General features: G+C 67.7%; 14 protein-coding genes. 11 read left to right on the top strand and 3 right to left on the bottom strand.

Annotated elements, in window-relative coordinates:
• Window positions 1-30 precede the first annotated feature (30 nt).
• Window positions 31-1,641, top strand: coding sequence for a CehA/McbA family metallohydrolase (locus P0M04_RS07370; RefSeq protein WP_259448265.1), 1,611 nt, complete (start codon window positions 31-33; stop codon window positions 1,639-1,641).
• On the opposite strand, the gene P0M04_RS07365 is transcribed toward P0M04_RS07370, so the two are convergent.
• Window positions 1,638-2,213 carry a TMEM165/GDT1 family protein gene (locus tag P0M04_RS07365; protein WP_259448499.1) on the bottom strand — a complete coding sequence of 192 codons (576 nt, stop codon included), beginning with the start codon at window positions 2,211-2,213 and terminating at the stop codon, window positions 1,638-1,640. The genes P0M04_RS07370 and P0M04_RS07365 overlap by 4 nt on opposite strands.
• Window positions 2,214-2,306: 93 nt before the next feature.
• On the opposite strand from P0M04_RS07365, the gene P0M04_RS07360 reads away from it, so the two are divergent.
• Window positions 2,307-3,929, top strand: coding sequence for a serine hydrolase (locus tag P0M04_RS07360; protein WP_259448264.1), 1,623 nt, complete (start codon window positions 2,307-2,309; stop codon window positions 3,927-3,929).
• Window position 3,930: 1 nt separating this feature from the next.
• Here P0M04_RS07360 and P0M04_RS07355 read toward each other — a convergent pair whose 3' ends face one another.
• Together P0M04_RS07355 and P0M04_RS07350 are read right to left on the bottom strand one after the other, a co-directional pair.
• On the bottom strand, window positions 3,931-4,845 hold the full coding sequence (locus tag P0M04_RS07355; protein WP_259448263.1) for a hypothetical protein: 915 nt from the start codon (window positions 4,843-4,845) through the stop codon (window positions 3,931-3,933).
• Complete coding sequence (locus tag P0M04_RS07350; protein ID WP_259448262.1) at window positions 4,845-6,386, bottom strand: S1C family serine protease; 1,542 nt, start codon at window positions 6,384-6,386, stop codon at window positions 4,845-4,847. Before P0M04_RS07350 ends, P0M04_RS07355 begins: the two co-directional genes overlap by 1 nt.
• A gap of 366 nt (window positions 6,387-6,752) precedes the next feature.
• On the opposite strand from P0M04_RS07350, the gene P0M04_RS07345 reads away from it, so the two are divergent.
• From P0M04_RS07345 to P0M04_RS07305, 9 genes are read left to right on the top strand one after another with little or no spacing between them, the layout of a single operon-like run.
• Window positions 6,753-8,390 carry a TldD/PmbA family protein gene (locus P0M04_RS07345; protein WP_259448261.1) on the top strand — a complete coding sequence of 546 codons (1,638 nt, stop codon included), beginning with the start codon at window positions 6,753-6,755 and terminating at the stop codon, window positions 8,388-8,390.
• A gap of 14 nt (window positions 8,391-8,404) precedes the next feature.
• On the top strand, window positions 8,405-9,742 hold the full coding sequence (locus P0M04_RS07340) for a TldD/PmbA family protein (protein WP_259448260.1): 1,338 nt from the start codon (window positions 8,405-8,407) through the stop codon (window positions 9,740-9,742).
• Window positions 9,743-9,801: 59 nt separating this feature from the next.
• Window positions 9,802-11,439: a TldD/PmbA family protein gene (locus P0M04_RS07335; protein WP_259448259.1), complete on the top strand. Its 1,638-nt coding sequence runs from the start codon at window positions 9,802-9,804 to the stop codon at window positions 11,437-11,439.
• Between the two features lie 5 nt (window positions 11,440-11,444).
• Window positions 11,445-12,065 carry a DUF4159 domain-containing protein gene (locus P0M04_RS07330; RefSeq protein ID WP_259448258.1) on the top strand — a complete coding sequence of 207 codons (621 nt, stop codon included), beginning with the start codon at window positions 11,445-11,447 and terminating at the stop codon, window positions 12,063-12,065.
• Window positions 12,066-12,067: 2 nt separating this feature from the next.
• On the top strand, window positions 12,068-13,066 hold the full coding sequence (locus tag P0M04_RS07325; RefSeq protein ID WP_371877251.1) for an AAA family ATPase: 999 nt from the start codon (window positions 12,068-12,070) through the stop codon (window positions 13,064-13,066).
• Between the two features lie 3 nt (window positions 13,067-13,069).
• Window positions 13,070-13,954 carry a DUF58 domain-containing protein gene (locus P0M04_RS07320; RefSeq protein ID WP_259448257.1) on the top strand — a complete coding sequence of 295 codons (885 nt, stop codon included), beginning with the start codon at window positions 13,070-13,072 and terminating at the stop codon, window positions 13,952-13,954.
• Window positions 13,951-14,820 (top strand): BatA domain-containing protein, encoded by an 870-nt coding sequence (locus P0M04_RS07315; RefSeq protein ID WP_259448256.1) that lies wholly within the window; start codon window positions 13,951-13,953, stop codon window positions 14,818-14,820. Before P0M04_RS07320 ends, P0M04_RS07315 begins: the two co-directional genes overlap by 4 nt.
• Window positions 14,804-16,783 carry a DUF4175 domain-containing protein gene (locus P0M04_RS07310; RefSeq protein ID WP_259448255.1) on the top strand — a complete coding sequence of 660 codons (1,980 nt, stop codon included), beginning with the start codon at window positions 14,804-14,806 and terminating at the stop codon, window positions 16,781-16,783. Before P0M04_RS07315 ends, P0M04_RS07310 begins: the two co-directional genes overlap by 17 nt.
• The gene (locus P0M04_RS07305; RefSeq protein ID WP_259448254.1) at window positions 16,780-18,294 is read left to right on the top strand and encodes a hypothetical protein; all 1,515 of its coding nucleotides are present in this window, start codon (window positions 16,780-16,782) and stop codon (window positions 18,292-18,294) included. Before P0M04_RS07310 ends, P0M04_RS07305 begins: the two co-directional genes overlap by 4 nt.
• The last annotated feature ends 28 nt before the right edge of the window (window positions 18,295-18,322 follow it).

Raw genomic sequence — 18,322 nt, 5'->3', positions numbered from 1 at the left:
CGACATGCATGCAATTGCAAAAATTGCATCATGAAAACCTCAATCCTCCTCCTCTCCCTGGTGCTGGCCGCGGCCGGCGTGTTCAACTCTGCCGCGGCTGCGACGCTCGAACACCGCGAGTTCGATGCAACCCTGCTCGCGCCGTATCACGGTGAAGACCGCGATGCGCGCACCTTCACCCTGTCGTTCGAGTATCCCGGTCTACGCGCGCGCCGTCGCGTGACGTGGCGCCTGGAACTCGTCGCGCCGTCCGGGCGCCGCGTCGCCCAGTGGCAGGGGCGGCTGGCGCTGGGCGGCACGCCGCGTGACGTGGCCGTGCGCTGGTCGGGCATCCTCGCCGGCCATCGCCCCGCGCCCGGCATCTACCGCGTGCGCCTGCACGCCGTGAGCGGCAGCGAGACGGCCGACCAGGCCTGGGACATCGCCGTCGGCAGCGTGCCGGCGCCCGCGCTGCCCGCCTTTTCTCCGCTGCAGACGGGACGCGCGCGCATGATGGCCATGCCGGCGCCGGGCGCGCTGCCGTACACGGTCTATTACGGCAACCTGCACAGCCAGACGCGCGACAGCGACGGCGGCGCCCCCGTCGCCGACTGCCACGGCGCGCAGGACCCGCAGACGGCGCCCTACGGCCCGGACGCGGCGTACCCGTATGCGCGCAGGCACGGCCTGGACTTCCTGATGGTCTCGGAACACAACCACATGTACGACGGTTCCGACGGCACGAACCCGGATGCCGATCCCGCGACAGCGAAGGCCGCGTACCGGGCCGGCCTGAAGACGGCGCGCGATTACTCGGATGCGAATCCGGGCTTCCTCGCGCTGTACGGCATGGAATGGGGCGTGATCGGCAACGGCGGTCACCTGAACATCTTCGACAGTGACGAGTTGCTCGGCTGGGAGAAGAACGCGAAGGGCGAGCTGCTTGCGGACACGGCCACCCCGAAGAGCGACTACGCGACGCTGTATGCCCTGATGCGCCAGCGCGGCCTGACGGGCCAGTTCAACCACCCTGCGCTCACCGGCCAGTTCACCGTGAACGGCACGCCGCTCGCCTACACACAAGACGGCGACGCCGTCATGGCCTTGTGCGAAGTGGTCAACAGCTCCGCGTTTTCCGTCAGCGAGAACGAGGGCGAGACGCGGCGCAGCAATTTCGAGCTGGCCTGCAACAAGCTGCTGGAGGCGGGATATCACGTGGCGTTCAGCAGCAACCAGGACAACCATTGCGCCAACTGGGGCGCGTCGTACAGCAACCGCAGCGCCGTACTGATCCCGAACGGCGTGCCGCTGACGCGCGCCAGCTTCCTCGAGGCCGTGCGCGCGCGCCGCGTGTTCGCGACGATGGACAAGGATGCGCAGGTCGTCCTCACCGCGAACGGCCACCTGATGGGCGAGCGGTTCGATAACGCGGGGGCGCTGCGGCTGCAGGTGGCTTACGCCAGCGCGACGGGCCGGCAGGCCGCGACGGTGGCGATCACCGAAGGCGTCCCGGGCCGCAACGGCGACGTGAGCCAGCTGTCGGACAAGGCGGACGTCACGACGACGCCCGCGCCGGGCGCGCATTTCTATTATGCGAAGGTGACGCAGGACGACGGCAAGGTCCTGTGGTCGGCCCCTGTGTGGGTAACGCAGCAGCCCTAGAAGCCCAGGTTGCGTCCCGCGCCGAGCAGCGTCGCGATGCCCAGCACGGCAAAGACCAGCGCCGCCAGGCCGTGCACCAGTTTTAAAGGAATACGGCCGGCGATCCGGTCGCCGAAGTACACGGCCGGCACGTTCGCGAGCATCATGCCGAGCGTCGTGCCGGCGACCACCGCCACGGCGGACGAGTAGCGCGCGGCCAGGGCGACGGTCGCGACCTGCGTCTTGTCGCCCATCTCGGCGACGAAGAACGCGAGCAGGGTGGTGAGGAAGACGCCGAAGCGCGCGAGCGGCGTCTCGTCTTCGTCGACCTCGTCCGGCACCATGATCCAGGCGGCCATGCCGAGGAAGGCGATGCCCAGCACCCAGCGCATGACGTCCGGACCGAGCAGGCGGCTCACGAGCGCACCGACGGCGGCGGCGAAGGCGTGGTTGGCGATGGTCGCGACGAAGATGCCGGCCACGATCGGCAAGGGACGGCGGAAGCGCGCGGCGAGCAGGAAGGCCAGCAACTGCGTCTTGTCGCCGATTTCGGCGAGGGCGACGATGCCGGTGGAAACGAGGAAGGCATCCATTGAATGGCGGATCATAGCAGAGGTGTGGCGCCGACGCGAACATGCTATCCTGCCCCGCGCTTCCACCACCCAAGGAACCCAAGAGTGCAATCCATGACCCGCATTGCAGCAGCGATCCTGCTCGCTTTTTCCGGCGCCGCACTGGCGCAGGCGCCCGTCGCCGCTCCCACCGCACCTGTCATTACGCAGGATGTTTCCGCGCTCGACGCTCACCTGGCCACCGACGTCCAACGCACGATGACGCTGTTCGACGTGCCCGGCATCGCGATCGCCATCGTCAAGGACGGCAAGGTCGTGGCCACGCAGGGCTTCGGCGTGCGCAAGCTGGGGGCGCCGGACAAGGTCGATGCGAAAACGCTGTTCGAGGTCGCGTCGAACTCGAAGGCGTTCACGGCGGCCGCGCTGGCGATGCTTGTCGACGAAGGCAAGCTCGCGTGGGACGATCCGGTCACGAAGCACCTGCCGGACTTCCAGATGTACGACGCATACGTCACGCACGAGATGACGGTGCGCGACCTGCTCACGCACCGCAGCGGCCTGGGTCTCGGCGCCGGCGACCTGCTGTGGTGGCCCACGACGAATTTCTCGACCGACGAGATCATCCACAAGCTGCGCTACATCCGCCCCGCGACGAGCTTCCGCAGCAGCTATGCGTACGACAACCTGCTGTACATCGTGGCCGGCAAGATCATCGCGGCCAAGTCAGGCAAGACGTGGGGTGAGACGATCCGCGAACGCATCCTGGCGCCGGTGGGCATGACGGCGACGACGACCAGCCTCGCGGAGAGCGCGGGCAACCCGGACGTGGCGAACGCCCACAGCAAGATCAACGACAGGATCGCGGCCGTGAAGGCGATGCCGGTGGCGAACGCGGTGGGCGCCGTCGGCATCAATACGAATGCCGGGGACATCGCGCGCTGGATGAACGTGCTGCTGGCCGGCGGCGTCGTGGGCACGGACGCGAACGGGAAGGAGATCCGCCTGTACAGCGCGAAGCAGGCACGCGAGATGTGGACGGCGCAGACACCGATGCGCATCAGCGAGCCCGATCCCAGGCTGGCCGCCACGCGTCCGAACTTCCTCGCGTATGGCCTCGGCTTCCAGCTGCGCGACTGGCAGGGGAAGTTGCTCGCGATGCACAGCGGCGCGCTGCAGGGCTTTTATTCCAAGGTGGTACTGGTGCCCGAAGCGAAGCTGGGCATCGCCATCCTCACCAATGCGGAAAGCGGCGGCTCGCTCAACGCGCTGCAGTACCAGCTGCTCGACCGCATGCTGGACCCGGCCGCGACGACCGACTGGATCGGCATCGTGAAAGCCGTCGAGGACGAGAAGCACGCAAAGGAACTGGCGCGCGTCAAGCAGGCGAACGCCGCGCGCGCATCGAAGTCGCAACCGTCGCTGGCGCGGACGGCGTACGACGGCGAGTACGAGGATCCGTGGTACGGCATCGCGACCATCCGCCACGACGGGAATAAACAGATCCTGACGATGTCGCGCACGCCCGACCTGACGGGCGAACTGGAACACTACCAGCACGACACGTTCATCGTGCGCTGGAAGGAGCGCAACTTCAATGCGGATGCGTACGTGACGTTCGCGCTGAATCCGGACGGGAGTATCGAGCGGATGCGGATGCAGCCGATTTCGACCGAGACGGATTTCAGTTACGACTTCCAGGATCTGAACTTCACGCCGGTCAAGAAGACCGCGCCGTGATTCAGATCGCCGGCACCGGCGAATATCCCGACACCGCCCGGTACTTCCCGTTCCCGTACCGGAGCACCTGCTTCTGGTCGATCGCCGCCGGCGGACCCGCGTACGACTCGGCACGGCTGATCGCGCCCTGGTAGCGGATGGTCAGGTCCCCCGGCTGCTCGTGCGTCGCGTCGATGCTCCAGCTGCTTTCGATCGCATAGCAGTCATGCGTGTCCGGCGTGCCCCCATCGTCGCGTGCGATGGGGTCTTGCTGGTGCGGCTTCACGAGCGGAGACAGGCGGCGCTGGCAATCCGCCGCGCTGTCGACGTTGATGCCGGACAGCGCCAGTTCCACGGCGGGCTCGCGCCGGACGGCGTCGCGGCCCACTTCGTACACGGCGAGCCAGGTGCCGCAGTAACCCTGCCAGCAGCTGCCGTATTCCACTGCGACGGCCGGACGGCGCGCGGCCAGCGCGACTTCGCGCACGGCGGCGGCGCCGGAAAAGCCGCGCAGCGCGAAGATGCCCTGGCGTCCGACGACGCCCCACGTGCCGCCATGCTGTTCGAACTGGTAAGCCGCCAGCGCCAGCGGGGTCGCGTGGACGGCGCCGGTGCGGCCGTCGTCTCCGGCCGGCACGAGGCCCGCGATCAGGGTCAGGTGCGTGGGATCGGTGCGTACCACCAGTTTCGGTTCGACGAGCACGCGGTTCGTGCCCACGTTCCAGCCGGCATAGATGCCGTGCCCGGTGCCGGGGAGCGGCGGCAAGGACGCGCTGTGCACGCGGCCGGCCGCGCTCTCGCTCCAGCCGGGAAAGGCCAGCGCCGCCAGCTGGGCCGGCGTGGGCAAGGCCTGTGCGGCCGCGGCGAGACTCGGCGCGCACGCCGAGAGCACGGCCGCGCCCAATGCGGCGCGGCGTAACGAAAGCACAGACGTCATCAATTCTTCTTGCCGTTCCAGACGTCCAGCATGTCTTGCGAACCTTGCGAGCGGATGCCGTTGTCCTGCAGGACGCCCTCGGTCGCGTCGACCATCGCCTGGCGCGGCAGGACCATCGTCTCGCCCAGGCGCTGGTCGAAGCGCAGCACGACGAGGTCGTCCTTCAGGTCGCGCAGCAGGGCCACCAGGTGGCGCAGGCTGCGTACCGGTACGCCGTTGATCGACTCGACGACGGCGCCGAAGCGGTTGCTGTAACCCGTCACGAGCTTGTGCGGGAAGAACGGCGAGCTGACGACGACGAGTTCTTCGCGCTGCGCGTCCGGCTCGTCGCCGCGGCGCGTGACGAGCGGGCTGGCGTTGAAGCTGTAGGCGTTCAGCAGCTGCGCGTTACCGCTGATGAAGGACAGGTATTCCGCCGTGGCGCGCGAGAACACGATCGGGCCGTACACGAAGTACGACGGATAGTCGCCGTCCAGCGCCGGGATCAAGAGGGGACGCTGGCCGTTCACGGGTACCTGCACCTGCATGGTCTTGCCGCCGCGGACGATGGTGAGCGGCACCTTGCCGTTCTTCGCGACCTGCTGCACGCGGTACTGGAAGCGCACGCGCAGGTTGGGCCCCAGCCTGACCATGCCCTGGTTGTCGATGGGGTAGTCGCCGATGCGCGTGATGACGTCCCATTCCTTCAGCGGATACGCGGCATCGCTGCGGTACGGGCGGTGCACGATGACGCCGTCGACCGACTTGTCCAGCTTGAGATACTGGCGCAGGATCGGGTTCTCCAGCGTCTGGATGTCGTCCAGCAGCAGCGGCTTGCCGTCGTAGCGGCCGTCGGCCACGTCGCGCAGGAACAGTTCCACTTCCTCGTTCGGGATCACGTAGCCGATGTTCTGAGCGTTCGCCGCCACCGAGAACGCGAGGCCGACCATCTTGTCGCCGTCGATCACCGGACCGCCGCTGTTGCCGGGGTTGATGGGCGCGTCGATCTGCACGCGCAGGCCTGCGCTGCCGTAGCCGTAGGGGACGAATTCGACGCGCGAGACGATGCCTTTGGTGACGGACAGCGACGTGCCGCCCATCGGATAGCCATAGGCCATCACGGCCTCGCGCACGTCCGGCAGGACGCTCGTGCGCGCGACCGGGCGGTGCTTGTCGAAGAACGACTCGTCGTCCAGCTTCAGGAGGGCCAGGTCCATGCCGCGCGCGATGGCGACGACGGTGGCGCCGACCTTGTCGCCGTCCTGGCTGGCCTGCACCTGCACCTGGCTCGCGTAACCGACGACGTGGGCGTTGGTGAGGATCCGCTTGCCTTCGATGACCACGCCCGATCCCGTGATGTCCTGCGGCGTGGCCTTGGTCCAGGGCTTGAACGGATCGGGCCGGCGCAGGGTGCTGAAGATCCTGACGACCGAGTTCTCGACGGCAGGCGACACGGGCGGCGCCGAGGTCGGCGGGGCGGTGGCCTGGCTGGCTTCCTGGGCCTGGAGCGTGCAGCTGGCCAGCGCGATCGCGGCGGCGGCCGCAAGGCGGACGATCTTCATGGATTCCCTGTTCTGAAATGTGACATGCAGCGTTGCCGACGCAATATACACGGTGCTTAAGTGTAAAAATGCACAAATTCTCACGCGTAACCATTCAGTAATGTCGTGTTGCATTCAAGCGTAATGACGCATGCATATGCGAGGTGTCCGGCCCACCTGTCGCGGACACCGGGCGGACAGTCGCGGACACCGCGAAACGCCGGAACGCGTGCAAATCCGCCGCCTCCCACGTGGCATGAAGATTGCCTATTCAAAACGTCAACTTGCTGCTAAGGTGCATCGGCTTCATCACCCCGCAGTAAAAAAAGGAGCGGTCCGCCACCCGGGCCGCTGACCAAAAAGAAGTGTGTGATTTCAGGAGAACCCATGGAACGCCGTACCTTCCTTAAAATCGGTGCCGGAACCGCCGGTGCCATGCTGGTACCCGTCTTCGGCAACGCGATCGCCGCCGAGGAGCTGCTCACCGCGATGCCAGTCGCGGCCAAGAAGGCGCTGGCCGATATCGCGCTCAACGCCGCCACCAAGGCCGGCGCGAGCTATTGCGACGTGCGCATCGGCCGCTATCTCAACCAGTACATCATCACCCGCGACCTGAACGTCGAGAACGTGACGAACACGGAATCGGCCGGCGTCGGCGTGCGCGTGGTGTGCAACGGCGCGTACGGCTTCGCCGCCACCAACGACATGACGCCGGACGGTATCGCCGGCGCGGCGCGCCAGGCGGTTGCGATCGCCAAGGCGAACGCGAAGCTGCAGTCCGAACCGGTGCGTCTCGCACCGGTCAAGGGCGTGGGCGAAGTGTCGTGGGCGACCCCGATCGTGAAGGACTGGCGCGCGGTGCCGATCAAGGACAAGGCCGAACTCCTGATCGCGGCGAACAAGGCGGGCATGGATGCCGGCGCGAGCTTCATGCAGTCGATGCTGTTCCAGGTGAACCAGCAGAAGTACTTCGCATCGACCGACGGTTCGTACATCGACCAGGACCTGCAACGTATGTGGGCGCCGTTCTCCGCGACCGCGGTGGACAAGGCCAGCGGCAAGTTCCGCTCGCGTAACGGCCTGTCGACGCCGGTCGGCATGGGCTACGAATACCTGGACGCACGCAAGGAAGACAAGATCAAGGCCGCGGGCGGCGTCGCCACGCTGTACACGAAGTCGTACGACATCGTCGAGGACGCGCGCGCCGCGGGCCGCGACGCCAAGCGCAAGCTGACCGCGAAGTCGGTCACGCCGGGCAAGTACGACCTGATGCTGTCGCCCGAACACCTGTACCTGACGATCCACGAATCCGTCGGTCACCCGACCGAGCTCGATCGCGTGCTGGGCTACGAGGCGAACTACGCCGGCACCAGCTTCGCCACGCTCGACAAGTGGGAGTCGAAGTCGTTCAAGTACGGCTCGCCGCTGGTGAACATCGTCGCCGACAAGACGACTCCGGGCTCGCTGGGCAACGTGGGCTACGACGACGAAGGCGTCAAGACCAAGCGCTGGGACATCATCAAGGACGGCATCCTCGTCAGCTACCAGGCCACGCGCGACCAGGCGCACATCATCGGCAAGGAAGAATCGGACGGCTGCTCGTACGCGGACAGCTGGAGCAACGTGCAGTTCCAGCGCATGCCGAACGTGTCCCTGCAGGCCGGCCAGAAGAAACTGACGCCGGACGAGATGGTCAAGGACATCAAGAAGGGCATCTACATCGTGGGCGAGGGTTCGTTCTCGATCGACCAGCAGCGCTACAACTTCCAGTTCGGCGGCCAGCTGTTCTACGAGATCAAGAACGGCAAGATCGGCCAGATGCTGGAAGACGTGGCGTACCAGTCGAACACGCAGGACTTCTGGAATGCGTGCACGGCGATCTGCGACGAGCGTGACTGGCGCATGGGCGGCTCCTTCTTCGACGGCAAGGGCCAGCCTCCGCAGATCAGCATCGTGTCGCACGGGTCGTCGACCGCGCGCTTCAACGGCATCAACGTCATCAACACCGCCCGCAAGATCGGCTAAGGGGACCCTGCATCATGACCATCCTGACCCAGGAACAAACCAAACACATCACCGACCGCGTCCTGTCGTTCTCGAAGGCGGACGAATGCATCGTCACCGTGAGCGGCAGCCGCAACGGCAACATCCGCTTCGCGCGCAACCAGGTCTCCACCGCCGGCCTCGCGGACGACACCAACATCTCCGTGACGGTCGCTTTCGGCAAGCGCCAGGGCACCGCCACCATCAACGAGTTCGACGACAAGTCGCTGGAAAAAGTCGTGCGCCGCGCCGAGGACCTCGCGCGCCTGGCGCCGGAGAATCCGGAATTCATGCCGGCCGTCTCGAAGCAGGAGTACAAGGCGTCGCAGACCTTCAACGCGAAGACGGCCGCCATCGATCCGGAATTCCGCGCCCAGACCGCGGCGTACGCGATCGAAGCCTGCAAGAAGAACAAGCTCGTCGCCGCCGGCTTCTTCACGGACGGTAACCAGATCTCCAGCGTGGCCAACTCGAACGGCGTGTACGGCCACCAGCAGCAAACGAGCCTCGACTTCACCTGCACCGTGCGCACGGAAGACGGCCGCGGCTCCGGCTGGGTCAAGCGCTCGGCCTCCGACGCGAACAAGTTCGACGCGCGCGAAGCGGCCGACGTCGCAATCGAAAAGGCGCTGCGCTCCGTCGACGCGAAGGCGCTGGAACCGGGCCGCTACACCGTGATCCTGGAACCGGCCGCCACGTCCGAGCTGCTCGGCTACATGCTGTTCGGCTTCGACGCGCGCCAGACCGACGAAGGCCGCAGCTTCCTGTCGAAGAAGGGCGGCGCCTCGCGCCTGGGCGACAAGCTGTTCGACCAGCAGGTCAACATCTGGGCCGACCCGTGGAATCCGGACGTGCCCGTCCTGCCGTGGGACACCGAGAACCTTATCGCGCGCAAGCGCATGGACCTGATCAAGGACGGCAAGGTCAACGCGCTGAACTACTCGCAGTACTGGGCGAAGAAGAAGGGCGTGCCGGCGACGGCCACGCCGGGCAACATCATCATGGCAGGCACCGACAAGTCGACGGCGGAGCTGATCGCCAACACGAAGAAGGGCGTCCTCGTCACCCGCACGTGGTACATCCGCATGGTCGACCCGCAATCGGTGCTGCTGACGGGCCTCACGCGCGACGGCACGTTCTACATTGAGAACGGCAAGATCAAGTACCCGATCAAGAACTTCCGCTTCAACGAGAGCCCCGTCACGATGCTCAACAATATCGAGGAGATCGGCAAGCCGGTCGTCATCGGTGGCGACGAGGTGCCGTTCCAGATGCTGATTCCGCCGATGAAAGTACGCGACTTCAACTTCACGTCGCTCTCCGACGCGGTGTAACAATAAGCACGTCGTTCCCGCGGAGGCGGGAACGACGGTTTTGCGGTAATGGAGAATTCATGGAACGCCGTACCTTCCTCAAAATCGGTGCCGGCACCGCCGGCACCATGCTGGTCCCCGTGTTCGGCAATGCGATCGCCGCCGAGGAACTGCTCAATCCCCTCGCACTGAGCTTCAAGAAATCGCTGGCCGATACCGCGATGGACGCCGCGAAAAAAGCGGGCGCCTCGTACTGCGACGTCCGCATCGGCCGCTACCTGAACCAGTACATCACCACGCGCGACCTGAACGTCGAGAGCGTGACGAATACCGAATCGACGGGCATCGGCGTGCGCGTGATCGCCGCCGGCGCCTACGGCTTCGCCGCCACGAACTCCCTGACCCCGGACGCCGTCGCCGGCGCCGCGCGCCAGGCCGTGGCCATCGCGAAGGCCAACGCGAAGCTGCAGACGGAACCCGTGCAGCTCGCGCCCGTGAAGGGCGTGGGCGAAGTCGCATGGGCCACGCCGATCAAAAAAGACTGGCGCAGCGTGCCCGTCAAGGACAAGGCCGACCTGCTGATCGCCGCGAACAAGGCGGGCCTCGCGGCCGGCGCCAGCTTCATGACGGCGAACCTGTTCCAGGTGAACCAGCAGAAGTATTTTGCATCGACGGACGGCTCGTACATCGACCAGGACATCCACCGCCTGTGGGCGCCGATCAACGCGACGGCGGTCGACAAGGCGACCGGCAAATTCCGCGCGCGCGCGGGCCTGGCGCCGCCGGTCGGCATGGGCTACGAATATTTCGACGTCAAGCCGGAGCACAAGGTGCGCGCGGCCGGCGGCGTGGCCACGCTGTACAACGGCGGCTACGACATCGTCGAGGAAGCGAAGAACGCGGGCCGCCAGGCGCGCGAAAAGCTCACGGCGAAGAGTGTCGACCCGGGCAAGTACGACCTCGTGCTGGCGCCGGAAAACCTGTTCCTGACGATCCACGAATCCGTCGGCCACCCGACGGAGCTGGACCGCGTGCTGGGCTACGAAGCCAATTACGCCGGCACCAGCTTCTGCACGCTGGACAAATGGGAATCGCGACAATTCAACTTCGGCTCGAAGATCGTCAACTTCACGGGCGACAAGACCGCGCCGGGTTCGCTGGGCGCCGTCGCCTACGACGACGAAGGCGTGCCCGCGAAGCGCTGGGACATCATCAGGGACGGCATCCTCGTCAACTACCAGGCCACGCGCGACCAGGCGCACATCATCGGCGAAAAGGAATCGCACGGCTGCTCCTATGCGGACAGCTGGAGCAAGGTGCAGTTCCAGCGGATGCCGAACGTGTCGCTCGTCCCCGGCAAGCAGAAACTGACGCCGGACGAGATGGTCAAGGACGTCAAGAAAGGCATCTACATACTCGGCCGCGGCTCCTACTCCATCGACCAGCAGCGCTACAACTTCCAGTTCGGCGGCCAGCTGTACTTCGAGATCAAGGACGGCAAGATCGGCCAGATGCTGGAAGACGTGGCGTACCAGTCGAACACGCAGGACTTCTGGAATGCGTGCACGGCGATCTGCGATGAACGCGACTGGCGCATGAGCGGCTCCTTCTTCGACGGCAAGGGCCAGCCGAGCCAGGTGAGCGCCGTCTCGCACGGCACGTCGACCACGCGCTTCAACGGCATCAACGTGATCAACACGGGCCGCAAGATCGGCTGAAGAGCATGGCGACGTACGACTTCTACTTCACGCGGCTGACGTACGAGTCGGGCGACTGGGACGTGGACCAGCGCATGCCCAGCAACGTCCTGAACTCGCTCGTCGAGTACACGACGTTGCGGGTCGATACCGCCGAGCGCATCGTTGCACTGGCGGACCCGAAGATGCTGGAAGCGCCGTTCTGCTACCTGGCCGGGCACAAGCTCGTGCAATTCACCCCGGCCGAGCGGCGCAATTTCGAACGTTACGTGAAGGGCGGCGGCTTCGTGTTCGTGGACGACTGCAACCACGACATCGACGGCCTGTTCGCCAAATCCTTCGAGGCCGAGATGGCGCGCATCTTCGGCCCGAAGGCGCTGCATAAAATCCCCAACAACCACCGGCTGTATTCCAGCTTCTTCCATTTCGACGGGCCGCCCAACACGGCGGTGGAGCTGAACGGCTGGGGCGACGATCTCGTGCACGAATACCTGCGCGCCATCGAGGTCAATGGTCGCATCGGCGTGCTGTACTCGAACAAGGATTACGGCTGCGAGTGGGACTACGACTTCCGCAACAAGCGCTGGCTCGCGGTCGACAACACGCGGTTCGCCGTCAACATCATTCAATACGCTTTAGGAGCATAGCCGTGGCAGAAGCATCCGCGTGGACCGAGAACGAGATCGCCGACCTGGCAGCGAAAGTGGACGCGCTCAAGGCGAGCATGGGCCGCGTGATTATCGGCCAGCGCGACGTGATCGACCTGCTGGTGACCTGCCTGCTGGGTGGCGGCCATGCGCTGGTCGAGGGCGTGCCGGGCCTCGGCAAGACGCTGCTCGTGAAATCGCTGGCGCAGGCGACCGACATGCAGTTCCGGCGCGTGCAGTTCACGCCCGACCTGATGCCGTCCGATATCGTCGGCACCGAGATCCTGGAAGAAGACCAGGCCACGCGCCAGCGCGTGTTCCGCTTCCAGCCGGGCCCCGTGTTCACGCAGGTGCTGCTCGCCGACGAGATCAACCGCGCGCCGCCGAAGACGCAATCCGCCCTGCTGGAAGCGATGCAGGAACGCAGCGTGACGTTCGCCGGCCAGACGCACAAGCTGCCGAAGCCGTTCTTCGTGCTCGCGACGCAGAACCCGATCGAGCAGGCCGGCACGTATCCGCTGCCGGAAGCGCAGCTCGACCGCTTCCTGCTGCGCATCGACGTCGGCTACCCGACCGAGGAAGAAGAGATGATGATGGTCGGCGCGACGACGCACGCCGGCCTGCGCGACGCGGATCCCGCCATGGACCTGGAGACGCTGCTGCGCCTGCAGCTGCTCGTGCGCGACATCGAGATCTCGGACTCGATGCTGCGCTATGCGACGCGCCTCGTGCGCGCGACGCGCCCGGCCGATTCGCCGGTGGAAGCGATCCGCAAGCACATCGGCTGGGGCGCCGGCCCGCGTGCCGGCCAGGCCCTCGTGCTGGCATCGAAGGCGCGCGCGCTGATGCACGGCCGCCTCGCGGTCACCCGCGACGACATTGGCGCGATGCTGCTGCCCGTGCTGGCGCACCGCGTGCTGCGCAACTTCGAGGCCGAGGCGGACGGCGTCGCCATCGCGGACATCCTCGCCGCGCTGCAGGCCGGCATCCGGGCCGAGTAAAACGTGCTGTCTTCATCGGCGCTGATCGCACATGCGACCAACCTCGAGCTCGTGGTGCGCCACGTGCTGGCGGGGCTCGGCCACGGCATCCACGCCGGGCGCGAGCGAGGGGCAGGTGTCGAGTTCTCGGAATACCGGGCCTATGCGCCCGGCGACGAGTGGCGCCGCGTCGACTGGAAGCTGCTCGCGCGCGCCGATCGATATTATGTGCGCGAGGCAGAGCGCGACAGCCATGTCGCGGTCTGGCTCGTGCTGGATGCGACGGCGTCGATGGCGGAACCCAGCCGCAGCGTGGAAGGGCTCACGAAGCTGCAGTATGCGCGCGTGCTGCTCGCCTGCGTGGCCGCCATCGCGCAGCGCCAGGGCGATGCGTTCGGCCTCGTCGTGTGCCGGGGCGAGCGCGCCGACTTCACGCCGGCCGCGCGTGGCCCGCGCCAGTTGCAGCGCGTGCTGGCGCGCCTGAACGGCGTCGAGGCGGGCGGCGTGCTGCCCGGCGCCGAAACGCTGCGCGCCAGCCTGCATTTTTCCCGTGCGCCCGGCGTCGTGTGCGTAGCGAGCGACTTTCTCGACTGGCCGTCGCCGCTGTCCGATGCACTGCTGCGCCTGCGCCGCATGCGCCACGACGTGCGCGCGCTGTGCCTGTACACGCAGGCGGAGGTGGATGCAACGTTCGATACGACGCCGGCTTACCGCGACCCCGAGCACGGCGGCGCCGTCTATCGCTTCGGCCGCGACGTGAAGGAGGCGTACGTCCGCAACCGCGCGGCGCACTTCGACGAGGTCGTGCGCGCGTGCCGCAAGAACGACGTGCCGCTGGTCCAGGCGCGCATCGAGCAGGCGCCGGGTGAGGTCCTGCGCGCCTGGTTACGGGGAGCGCGGGCCGCATGAACGTAATGAGCTTGTGGTGGTGGGCGCTGCCCATCGTGCTGCTGCCCATCCTGTGGCACCGCCAGAAGCGCGAGCAGACGAAGACGTCGCTGCTCGCGTCCGCGCGTTTCCTGCCGGCGGCGGAGCCGAAGATGCAGCGCGTGTGGCGCTGGCACGACGTGATCCTGCTGGCACTGCGCTGCCTGCTGCTCGTGACACTGATCGCGCTGCTGGCCGACCTCGTGCTGGCGTGGCGCGGGGACTCGGTGCTGGTCGTGCCGGGGACGCCGCCGGCGGTCGTCGACAAAGAGGCTGGTCAGCGCATCACCTTGCCCGACCGCGACGCGGTGACGTGGCTGCACGCGCACGAGCGCGAATTCGAACCGGGTGCGCGCCTGGTCGTCGTCGGCGACGCCGTCATGCCGGCCGTGCTGCCGCGCTTCCGGCACGCCGTCGAGCTGCGCACGGCGGCGGCGCCTGCCGCGCCGGCCGAGCGCCACGTCGCCGTCTTCAGCGACCGTGCCGACGACTGGCGCCGGCTGTTCGCCGCGGCCGAGGGTACATGGCATATCGTCGTGGATGCGGCGCCCGGCCCGCGTACGGAACTCGTCGTGTGGGACCGGCCCGACGTGCCGCCCGCCGGCCTGCGCGGACCGCTGTGGCGCGCAGGGCCGCCGCACGATGCCGACGGTGCGCGCGCGCTGTTCGCCGCGTGGCAGCGCCAGTATTTCGGCGTACAACCCTACACGGCGCCCGCACAGGCGCTTGCGCCGGACGCCGCCGCGCCGGCAGGACCGGCTTCCGGCGCGCTGCGCCACTGGCTGGGTCTCGCGCTCGTCGTTCTGTTCGCACTCGAAAGGATCGTCACCCATGTCCGGCGCCGTTGATCTCGTGCGCCGCCTGTGGCGCGCCGCATTGCTGCGCCGGGCCGGTTTGTGGTTCGTCGGCGCACTGCCCTGGCTGCTGCTGCGCTCCGGCCCCGGCCTGCTGGCCTGGTCCGCGTTCTGCGCGTGGGACGGCCTGCACCTGCAGCGCCGCGTGGCGCATGGCTGGGCGCACTGGATCGACGGCGCCGTGCCGGAGATGGAAGACAGCGCCGCGCTACTGGCGCAGGAACCGGAAACGTCTGTCGCGCGCCTGCAGCGCGAGCGCCTGCTGAAACGCATCGATGCCGCGCTGCCGCCGCGCCGTGTGCGCGCGATCGTGGCTGCGCACGTGCCGTTCGGCTGGACATGGCTGTTCGCGAATCTCGCGCTCGCGGGCCTGGCGTGGGGTTCGACCCTGCTGCCGCACGCCGCGGGCACGCGGGCCGTCGCCGCGCAGGCACCTGGCCAGAAGGCCGCCCCGCTTGCAACGCACGCGGGACTGGTCGTAAAACTGGCGCCGCCGTCGTACACGGGTGTGGCGCCATCGTCCTTCGCACCGAAGGATGCGCAGGTGCCCGAGCAGACCGCCGTCGAATGGTGCCGGGACGACCCGCAGAAGGCGGAAGAAACCATCGAATTGAGCGACGGCCAGACCCTGCACGCGGGCGCGCAGTGCGCGCGCTGGACGGCGACGGAATCCATCTTCTGGCGCTGGCGCGGCACGCGCTACACGCTGAAGGTCATACCGGACCAGCCGCCGGAGATCGCGATTACGCAGCCGAACGAGATGACGAAGGACTTGCCGCGCGACGCGAAGAACGCAGCCATTGCGGTGACAGTCACCGACGACTACCGCGTCCAGCAGGCCACCCTGCACCTGACGCTGGCGCGCGGCAGCGGCGAGAACATCCGCTTCAGCGACCGCGAACTGCCGCTGCCCGCATCGCCCGACCCGCGCCGGCGCAGCTGGAGCAAGGATTGGCTGCTCACGGACCTCGGCATGGAACCGGGCGACGAGCTGTATTTCTTCGTGCGTGCGAGCGACAACGCGGGGCGGCCGCACACGGTGCAATCGCCCACGGTCACGCTGCGCCTGCCCGCGCCGCCGTCGGAACGGGATGAAGAGACAACGGCGCTGCCCACGCTCGTCAAGCCGGAAAGCCTGCGCAGCCAGCGCCAGGTGATCATTGACACGGAGCAGCTCGTGGCGGACATGCGGTCGAAAAAGATGCGCGAGGACGAGGTGCGCGAACGCAGCGAAAGCATCGCCGCCGACCAGGCCGCGCTGCGCCGCCGCTATGGCCAGTTCCTCGGCGAGGAATCCACGTTGTTCGGCAAGGACGACGACCACGACGCGCATCCCGGCCAGAAGCTCGACGTGCTGCACGAATTCGGCCACGCGCACGACTCGGTCGAGAACGCGACCCTGTTCGACGACGCGACGAAAAAACTGCTGCGGCGCGCACTTTCGGCGATGTGGGATGCGGAAAAGGCGCTGCGCGCCATCACGCCGAAGACCGCGCTGCCGCCCGAGTACAAGGCGCTGGAAGCGATCAAGGAACTGCAGCAGTCGGAACGCATCTATCTGCACAAGACGGCGTTCGCGCCGCCCGCCATCAAGGAGGACAAGCGCATGAGCGGCGACATGGCCGGCGCGGCGAGCTACAAGCGCGCGCAGGCGAATGCCGCCGAGATCGTACCGGCGAACCTGCGCGACCTCGTGCAGGCGCTGGGCGGCGACGGTCCGCTGCCCGCGCTGTGGACGCGCACCGCGCACGACTGGGTGCGCGAACGGATCACGGACGACGAGCAGCGGCTCGCGGCGCAGCGGGCGATCCAGGACGCGGCCGACGGCAAGCCGGCCGCGCGCGCGCAACTGGCCGCATGGCTGCGCGGTGGCGTGACGGACGCACCGGTGCTGCTGCAGGCGCGGCCCGTCGTCGAGACGCCGTTCGCGAAGGCGTTGCGGGGAGGCGGGCGATGATCGCCATCGTTGCTGTCGTCATTGGGGTGCTGGCCGCGCTGGCGTATGCCGTGCGTCGGCGCTGGATCGATGCCGTGCTGGCGCTCGTGGCGAGTATGGCGCTGGCGGGCACCGTCGGCGAATTCGCGCTGCCGGGCGAGGCGGGGAGCACGCTGACGGTCGACGCGGCCGACCCGCCGCGCACGCTGGCCGGCGTGCGTGCCTTGCGCCTGTCCGGCGACGGCCTGCGCGCGGCCGAATGGGACGACCTGCCGGCCCGTTCGCTCGACTGGAAAAAGCCCGACACCCCGGCGCTCGATCTCGACTTCCCGCGCACGATCGCGCTGGGCCGCGTGTTCACGCTGCGGGTACATCGCTCGTGGTCTGCGCCCGGCCGCTTGCAACTGCTGGCGGAGAACGGTCAGGTGCTGGCCGAAGCGAAGGGAGATACGGACCTTGCCGTGCAATGGCTGCCGCCCGTCGCGGAGCGGCTGGTGTTGCGGGCGCGCCTGCTGGATGCCGCCGGCAAGGTCGTCGACGAGGGCCCCGTGCCGTTCACGGTAACGGACCCGGCGCCGCTGCAGGTGCGGGGCCGTTTCGGCGCGCCGTCGTTCGACCTGCGCGTGCTGGACGACCTGCTGGCGTCCAGCGGCGCCGTCATCGACTGGCAGGTCGAACTGGGCAAAGGACTGGAACGTGCCGAGACGGCGCGCACGCAGATGGACGCGCCGGACCTGGAGGTCGTCGACGCGGCGTGGTTCGAACGCGCGGGCGCAGGCACCCGCGACACGCTGCTGGCGCGCGTGGCCGCTGGCACGCGGCTACTCGTGCTGGGCGCGAATGCGCGCGATGCGGGTACGTGGGCGCGCAGCGTGCAGTTGCCGCTGGCGCCGCAGCCGGCCAACAAGACCGCCGGCACGGTGCTGCCGATGGCGTCCAGCGGCCTGAATCCGAACGGCGACCGTGCCGGCGAGTGGACAGGTCAAGACGGCTTGTGGACGCGCGACTGGAAAGACGGTCGCATCGCCTGGCTGGGCGTGGGCGACTGGCACCGTCATGCGATCGCGCAGCCGCGCCAGCTGGCGCTGTGGTGGCAGGACGTTCTCGACCGCCTGCGCGTGCAGCGCCGCGCGGACGTCGAATGGCTTAATCCGGACGAGATGCCGCTGCCGCACCGGCGCCTGGCTGTCTGCGCGCGCGGCGTGAGCGGCACTGTGACCGTCGCTGAATTGAAGCAGACGCTCGCCTGGCAGCGCCGCCCGGAACAGGTGGATGCCGCCTGCGTGGCCGTGTGGCCGGCGGCCAGCGGCTGGCTGCATCTGCAAACGGGGACGAACGAGGGCCAGGTGTACGTGTACGCGCCCGCAGACTGGACGTTGTGGCAAAGGAGCGAACGACGCGCCGCGACGGCGCAGTATGCGGCGCGCACGCCGGCGCCGGTCGCGCCGGGCGCGCGGCCGTTGCCCGTGTGGCCGTTCGGCGTCGCGTTCGCGCTGGCCATGTTGTCCTTGTGGTGGCGCGAACGGCGCTGATTCGGCACGATTTCCGCGAACGTGCGAT

Origin of the sequence: Telluria mixta (genome assembly GCF_029223865.1) — a bacterium.
Taxonomy (GTDB): Bacteria; Pseudomonadota; Gammaproteobacteria; order Burkholderiales; family Burkholderiaceae_D; genus Telluria; species Telluria mixta.
This window is presented reverse-complemented; position numbering and strand designations above follow the sequence as displayed.

Coding starts and splice junctions, on each gene's coding strand:
- P0M04_RS07370 (WP_259448265.1), top strand. CDS start 31: ATGAAAACCTCAATCCTCCTCCTCTCCCTGGTGCTGGCCGCGGCCGGC.
- P0M04_RS07345 (WP_259448261.1), top strand. CDS start 6,753: ATGGAACGCCGTACCTTCCTTAAAATCGGTGCCGGAACCGCCGGTGCC.
- P0M04_RS07305 (WP_259448254.1), top strand. CDS start 16,780: ATGATCGCCATCGTTGCTGTCGTCATTGGGGTGCTGGCCGCGCTGGCG.
- P0M04_RS07315 (WP_259448256.1), top strand. CDS start 13,951: ATGAACGTAATGAGCTTGTGGTGGTGGGCGCTGCCCATCGTGCTGCTG.
- P0M04_RS07340 (WP_259448260.1), top strand. CDS start 8,405: ATGACCATCCTGACCCAGGAACAAACCAAACACATCACCGACCGCGTC.
- P0M04_RS07365 (WP_259448499.1), bottom strand. CDS start 2,213: ATGGATGCCTTCCTCGTTTCCACCGGCATCGTCGCCCTCGCCGAAATC.
- P0M04_RS07335 (WP_259448259.1), top strand. CDS start 9,802: ATGGAACGCCGTACCTTCCTCAAAATCGGTGCCGGCACCGCCGGCACC.
- P0M04_RS07355 (WP_259448263.1), bottom strand. CDS start 4,845: ATGACGTCTGTGCTTTCGTTACGCCGCGCCGCATTGGGCGCGGCCGTG.
- P0M04_RS07330 (WP_259448258.1), top strand. CDS start 11,445: ATGGCGACGTACGACTTCTACTTCACGCGGCTGACGTACGAGTCGGGC.
- P0M04_RS07310 (WP_259448255.1), top strand. CDS start 14,804: ATGTCCGGCGCCGTTGATCTCGTGCGCCGCCTGTGGCGCGCCGCATTG.
- P0M04_RS07360 (WP_259448264.1), top strand. CDS start 2,307: ATGACCCGCATTGCAGCAGCGATCCTGCTCGCTTTTTCCGGCGCCGCA.
- P0M04_RS07350 (WP_259448262.1), bottom strand. CDS start 6,386: ATGAAGATCGTCCGCCTTGCGGCCGCCGCCGCGATCGCGCTGGCCAGC.